Genomic DNA, 7,323 nt, shown 5'->3' on the forward strand with positions numbered 1-7,323 from the left:
TCAAAATTAAGGTTATTAATAAAATTTTGTATATTTGAAACCTTTTCTATATTAAAGAAATCTCTATATGATTCATCTATATTATATTTATTCATAAAATCATCTATAAGATTTTCTTCTATACCTGGTATTTTTTTATAAACTTTAATTTTATTATCATGTGAAAGTACATATATGTTAGAATTAAAAGGTACTATTTTTTTTATTTCACTTCTAAATACATTCTCAATCTTAACTATATTAAAGTGAATATCAGTAATTATTAACTCTCCTACAGAATTTCCAAAATAATAATATTTATTATCTTCATCATTATCTATATAAGTAATTTTATATTCAGATATATTATATGATGCTTTTACTTCACCTTCTAAAATATCCCATAATTCAACACTTCCATCATCAGTTGATGCAAGAAAATTATATCCAATAATTTTAGAATATATTTGATTAATATTAGAATCTATTTCTATTATTTTTTCTAACTTTTTAATATTAAATATTAATATTTTAATATTATTTTCTAAATTTTTTCTATGTTTAATCAATACATTATCTCCTGAAAGATACATTTTATATATACCCTGACCTAAATCTCTCAATGAATAACTTTTAATATCTTTAGATTCAATATTATATGAATACAAAACATTATTAGATATATATACAACATCACCTGCTGATGTTACCTGTATATTTTCTGTAAATCTATCTAAAATATTTAAGTCTATTTCTTCAATTTTCTTTTTTTTGCTTCCACTAATTTTATGTAGATTAAGATTAGAAATAACATAAAAATCATTACTTTGAAATAATTGATCTTGATACTTTATGAACCTTAAATTCATACTATTCTTCATACTACTTTTTATACTTTTAATTATCTTATTATCACTTAAAAAATTTAAGCTATCACCTGTAAGTATAATATTGGAATTTAATGGATCTATAGCTAAATCAGTTATATTAAAATCATATTTTAAACTACTTTCTAATATTAACTCCATATAATCCCTCCTTATATTTTCAATATTGACACTATTATAGTTGGTACCTTTCCTACAGTATCATTAAAGAATATATTTAATGTGCTAACTATAGAGTTTTTAATTTTATCTATATCCTGTATAGAGTTAATTTCTATATTATTTAACTTATTCTTAATAACTTCTTTTACAGTTTCTAAGCTATATGATGAATTATCATCTTTTTTATATAAAAATCCTTTAGCAAATATTACAGGATCTGTAAATTTACCCTCATCATTTTGTGCTAAAGATACAGTAAGAACACCATTATCTGCTAAAGTTTGTCTTTCTCTAAGTATTTGCTCTTTAACGTTACCTACACTATCTCCATAAATATATACGGCTCCACTTGGAACTCTTCCATTTAAACTGAAACTATCAGGTGTAAGTTCTAATCTTTGTCCATTTTCTGCAAGTATAATATTTTCTTCTTTTATTCCTACCTGCATTGCAAGTTCCTTATGTTTTTTTAACATCACATATTCCCCGTGAACTGGCATAAAATATTTAGGTTTAATCAGATTTAACATTATTTTTTGTTCTTCTTGACAACCATGTCCTGAAACATGTATTCCTACTCCTTTTTCAAATACTACATCTGACTCTCTTTTAAGTAATTGATTAATATTTTTATAAGCAGCTTTTTCATTACCAGGTATAGGTGAACCTGATATTACAACCTTATCATTAGGTCTAAGAGAAATTGATTTATGTGTACCATTTGCAATTCTTGAAAGGACTGCAAGTGGTTCTCCTTGTGTTCCTGTACATATTATCATAACTTTATTTTCTGGCATATTTTCAGCTTGTGTTAAAGGTATTATTATATTCTTAGGTATTTTTAAATATCCAAGTTTAGAACAAATATCAAATATTTTTATCATACTTCTACCATCAATAGCTATTTTTCTTCCATATTTATGAGCTATATATACAATTTGTTGTAATCTATGAACATGTGAAGCAAATGATGCAAGTATTACTCTTCCTTTTGCCTTAGCAACTTCTTCATCTATACTTTTACCTACAGTAGACTCAGATGGTGTATATCCTGGTACTTGAGCATTCGTACTATCTGAAAGTAATAAGTCTACACCTTCTTCACCCATAGCTGCAAGCCTACCAAAATCAAATCCTTCACCTGAAACTGGTGTTAAATCAACTTTAAAATCTCCAGTGTGTAATATTGTACTCGTAGGAGTTTTTACTCTAATTGCATAGCAATCTGCAATAGAATGTGTTACACTTACAAATTCTACTGTAAAATACTTAGAGATTTTTATTTCTTTTCTACCTTTAACAAAAACACACTTAGGTTTTTCAGCTGAAATTCTCTCAAATTTAGAAAGAGCTAACTCTAAGCTCAATCTACCACCATACATTGGTATAGCTGAACCTAATTTTTGATAAAAATAAGGAACTGCACCTATATGATCTTCATGACCATGTGTTATAAGTAAAGCTTTTACCTTATTTACATTAGAAGATAAATAATCAAAACTAGGTATTATTAAATCAACACCTAAATGTTCATCTTCAGGAAATGTTAATCCTGCATCTATAACTATCATTTCATCCCTATATTGTATAACAGTCATATTTTTCCCTATTTCTTCTATTCCACCTAGTGGTATTATATATGTCTTATCTTTAATTGTATCATTATTATTTATAACTTCTTTTTTTTCTTTTACTTTTCTCTTATTTTCTATAACCTTTTTAGATGTTTTTTTCACTTTTTTTTCAACTTTAGTTTCTAAAAAAGTTTCTTTAATTTTCTTATTTAATTCTCTTAATTTAATGCTCATCGCACTATCATCTTTTTTTAATTTAGTCATTTTTCCCCTCTATATCTTTAATTTCCCATCAAGATACATTAATAATACTGATATATCAGCAGGTGTTACTCCTGCTAAACGAGATGCTTGACCTAAAGTATGTGGTTTTCTCTCATTTAGTTTTTGTTTTGCTTCTCCTGTTATCCCTTTTATATCAAAATAATTAAAATCTTCTGGAATTAATTTTTTTTCTAATTTTCTTTGTTTTTCAATCATAGCATTTGCTTTATTTATATATCCTTCATACTTAACATGAACTTCAATTTGATATTCCGTATCTGAATCAAAATTAATATTTTCCATATTTTCAATATCTAAAGAAATATATTTAATATCATCATAAGTAAATTTAGGTCTACGTAATAATTCTTTTAAATTAGTTCCACTTTTTAAACTTTCATCATACTTTTCTAATACCTCTACTAATTTTTTATTACTTATTCCTAATTTAGTATTCTCTAATATTTCCACTGTCCTCATTACATTTTCTTCTTTTTTTATAACCTTAGAATATTTTTCATCACTTACAAGTCCTATTTCATGACCTATTTTAGATAATCTTAAATCTGCATTATCTTCTCTCAATATTAATCTATACTCAGATCTTGCTGTAAACATTCTATACGGCTCTTCTATATCTTTAGTTATTAAATCATCTATTAAAGTAGCTATATATGAGCTATCTCTTTCAAGAAGTAAAGGTTCACTACCTTTTAATGATAATGCAGCATTAATACCTGCTATTAAACCTTGTACAGCTGCTTCTTCATATCCACTAGTTCCATTTATTTGTCCAGCAAGATATAGCCCCTTAACTTTTTTAGTTTCTAATGTATAGTCTAATTCTGATGCACTAACAAAATCATATTCTACGGCATATCCATATCTCATTATACGAGCATGTTCAAGTCCTTTTATACTATTAACCATTTCTTGTTGCAAATCAGCTGGATATGAAGTAGAAAGACCTGAAATATATACTTCATTTGTATCAAATCCTTCTGGTTCTAAAAATAAATGATGAGAATCTTTATCTTTAAATTTAACCACTTTATCTTCTATAGATGGGCAATATCTAGGCCCTACTGAGTCTTTAATAGTTCCATTAAATAATGGAGATTTATCTAAATTATCTCTTATTATTCTATGTAAATCTAAATCTGTTCTTGTGATATAACAAGAAAGTTGTTTAGTAGATAATATATCTTCATCAATACTTGAATTTGAAAATTTAAGAACCTTATTAACTTCTCCTGGTTGTTCTTCCAAACTATCTAAATTTATAGTTCTTAAATCTATTCTTGGTGATGTACCTGTTTTAAATCTTCTAACATTCAAACCTAATTCTAATAACGATTTAGTTAAATCTTTAGCTGAAAGTTCCCCCATTCTTCCACCTTCCAATATTTTATCACCAACATACAAAAGACCATTTAAAAATGTACCTGTACATATTATCAATTTCTCACATTCAAACTCTAAACCATTCTTAGTCTTAACACCTTTTACTATATATCTTCCATCTATACTATCATATATAATTTCTGTGACTATATCTTGTATAACATCTAAATTTTCTTGATTTTCTACAATTTTTTTCATATTTCTAGCATATATTTTTCTATCAGCTTGTGCTCTTAACGATCTAACTGCTGGTCCTTTTTTTGTATTAAGTATTCTCATTTGAACAAAAGACTTATCTATAGTTTTCGACATTTGTCCACCAAGTGCATCCAATTCTTTAACTAAATGACTTTTAGCTGGTCCACCTATAGATGGATTACAAGACATTACTCCTATGTTATCTAAAGTTATTGTAAACATAGCTGTACTCTGACCAAGTCTTGCACTTGCAAGTGCTGCCTCAATACCTGCGTGTCCTGCACCCACAACTAAAACTTTATACTTTTTCATTTAAATTTTTATTCTCCTTTCTACTTTATTAATATCTTAAAAAAACTAATAAAATTCTATATATTATTATATTTTTAAAAACATTAATTTTAGTAATAAGGACAATCAAAAGATTGTCCTTATTTTAATTATAACTCATTTAAAATTTTTGAAACATGTTGTGTTGCTAATATTAATTTTATTTTATCTTTTGCATCTTCAAAAGTTGCTTCTTTAAATGGTATATCACTAGTCTTTTGAATTACAGCAAAGAATTTATCATTTTTAAATTCAATAGTTTCTCCTACATTTGCAGCAAATAGTTTTTTATTAATATCTTTATTATATCCTATTATTGGTAATACATTTTCTTCTTGTATTCCTGCAAAGCTTTCTATTTTAAATTCTTTATACTTACCTGTTTTATCTTCTTTTATACTATCCCAAGTAACTTTATTATTATTAATATCATCTATTAAATTTAATACAGTTTTTTTAGCTGCTTCACGAGAAGAATCACCTATACGTGTTGAAATCAATATATGTCTTAATTCAGCAATATTTGAATTTGAACTATCTTTAGATACTACATATATAATATGATAACCAAATTGAGTTTTAACTGGTCCTACAATTTCTCCAGGTTTTGCTGCTGCTACTGCATCTCTAAATTCTGTAACATAATTAGAAATATCTGCTTTTCCTAAACTTCCACCATTTTTTTTACTTCCTGGATCCTCTGATAATTCTTTAGCTTTAGCTGCAAAATTATCCTTAGTTAATGTTTTCATTAAATTTTTAACGTATTTTTCTGTTTCTTTTTCATCCTCACTAGTTGCTTTATATTCAAATGCTACTATTTGTCCTCCTACACTATGAGGAGTATTGAAAGTAGATTTAGTTGAATTAAATACAGCTTTCATTTCATTTTCATCAGCTTTATATGTAGCAAATAAATATTGGATATAATCATTTGCTATATATTTTAATTGTTGTTTAGGTAATAAATCTTCATTTAATTTAAGACCATCTGCTAAAGCTTTATCTTTTAATTTAATTTGACTATTTAATCCCTTTTTTAAATCTTCTTTTACATAAGATATAAATGTATCATCATATCCTGTTGGACTTGCTACATAACTATTTACTAAATCATTAATTACATCATATTCTTTATAAACATATATATCTTGTTCAAAGAATGTAGTATTTAATTTATCTACTATAGCTTGTATATCATCACTATATACTTTATATTTAGCGTTATCATATATACCTTGAACTAAAGATTCAATGTATATTTCACCTTTTTCATTTAAAATAAGTTGTTTTACTTCTTCTTTTGATTCTTCAAAAGTTTTACCTTGGAAATCATCAAATTTTAATCTATCATATCTTTGTTTAATTTCTTCATCAGTAACCTTTATTTTACTTTCAACAATTTCTAATCTTTTTTGATTTAATAAGAAACTCTTAATTTGATCTCTTAAAGATTCAACTGTAATACCTTGAGCATTTAACCCTGCAACTAATTGCTTAGCACCTCCAACTTGATCTTCAAGTTCTTTATATTTTGTATCTATATCTGCTTTTGAAACTTTAGCTCCTAATTGTTTAGTTAATAACTTATTAGTTGCTTCCAATATTAAATTATTCAAAACATATTCCTTAATTACTTCATCTGGTAATTCAATTTTTTTTGTTTCAGAATTTTTATCTTTATTATCACCTTCTGGTGTAGCAACTACTAATTGTTTTAATTGAGTATTTACTTCTTTATATAATTTATCAAAATCTTCTTTATATATCTTTTCACCATCTATTTTTAATAATACAGTTTTACTTTCTCTATTAAATAAAAATGCGTATCCTTGAATTGCAATAGGTATTATCATACATAAAGCTATAATTATAGTTATAATCTTCATGGAATTACCCATTTTTCTCATTGCCATTATCTTTCCTCCTATTTTAAATTATATCTACTTTTTATATTTTAGACATATATTATTATATCACTTAAATATTTAAATTTCAATATTTATACATTATATTTATCTTTGTTAATATTTCTTTTTGTGTAATCTCCAAAAGTTTAACTCCTGTAGTTTTGCAGATATATCTGAATTAACAACTGAAATATCATTACTTAATTCTAATTTTGAAGCTGTCATATTAAGTATTGCTTTTATTCCACTATTAACAATATTTTCAGCAACAACTTGAGCATATTCACTATTAACCGCAAGTATAGCTGAATGTATATTATTTTCTTCAATAAAAGTAGCACATTCTTCAACATCTCTAACTATTAAATTAGATTCTTCTATTTTAACTCCAATTTTTCTAGGATCTTTTTCAAATATTCCAACTAATTTAAATCCTTTACCAAGTACATCAATATTTGAAGCTATCATTGTTCCCATTTTACCATAACCTACTAGAATTAAATCATTAGTTTTATCTATACCTAAAATAGCTTCTATCATTTCTATAAGTTTTACAATATTGTATCCCTTTCCTCTAACCCCAAATTCTCCAAAAGTAGATAAATCTTTTCTAAC

The 7,323-nt window shown here is 25.6% G+C and carries 4 protein-coding genes and 1 pseudogene; all 5 read right to left on the reverse strand.

All coding sequences use genetic code 11. The features are described from left to right. Positions 1-1,007: pseudogene (locus ACWYO2_RS04140) on the reverse strand (hypothetical protein); the annotation flags it as partial. Between the two features lie 11 nt (positions 1,008-1,018). Next, entirely contained in the window at positions 1,019-2,866 is a 1,848-nt protein-coding gene (locus ACWYO2_RS04145) for a ribonuclease J (protein ID WP_455515232.1), read from the reverse strand. 9 nt (positions 2,867-2,875) lie between these two features. After that, the gene (gene mnmG / locus ACWYO2_RS04150; RefSeq protein ID WP_455515233.1) at positions 2,876-4,780 is read right to left on the reverse strand and encodes a tRNA uridine-5-carboxymethylaminomethyl(34) synthesis enzyme MnmG; all 1,905 of its coding nucleotides are present in this window, start codon (positions 4,778-4,780) and stop codon (positions 2,876-2,878) included. A 128-nt stretch (positions 4,781-4,908) separates the two neighbouring features. Next, entirely contained in the window at positions 4,909-6,714 is a 1,806-nt protein-coding gene (locus ACWYO2_RS04155) for a peptidylprolyl isomerase (RefSeq protein ID WP_455515234.1), read from the reverse strand. Between the two features lie 108 nt (positions 6,715-6,822). Further along, a partial coding sequence (locus tag ACWYO2_RS04160) for a redox-sensing transcriptional repressor Rex (protein ID WP_455515235.1) occupies positions 6,823-7,323 on the reverse strand: 501 nt, incomplete at its 5' end.

It is taken from the genome of Pseudostreptobacillus sp., from assembly GCF_977040545.1.

Excerpts from the sequence above, each read along its gene's own strand:
- ACWYO2_RS04145 (WP_455515232.1), bottom strand. The coding sequence starts at position 2,866 with ATGACTAAATTAAAAAAAGATGATAGTGCGATGAGCATTAAATTAAGA.
- mnmG (WP_455515233.1), bottom strand. The coding sequence starts at position 4,780 with ATGAAAAAGTATAAAGTTTTAGTTGTGGGTGCAGGACACGCAGGTATT.
- ACWYO2_RS04155 (WP_455515234.1), bottom strand. The coding sequence starts at position 6,714 with ATGGCAATGAGAAAAATGGGTAATTCCATGAAGATTATAACTATAATT.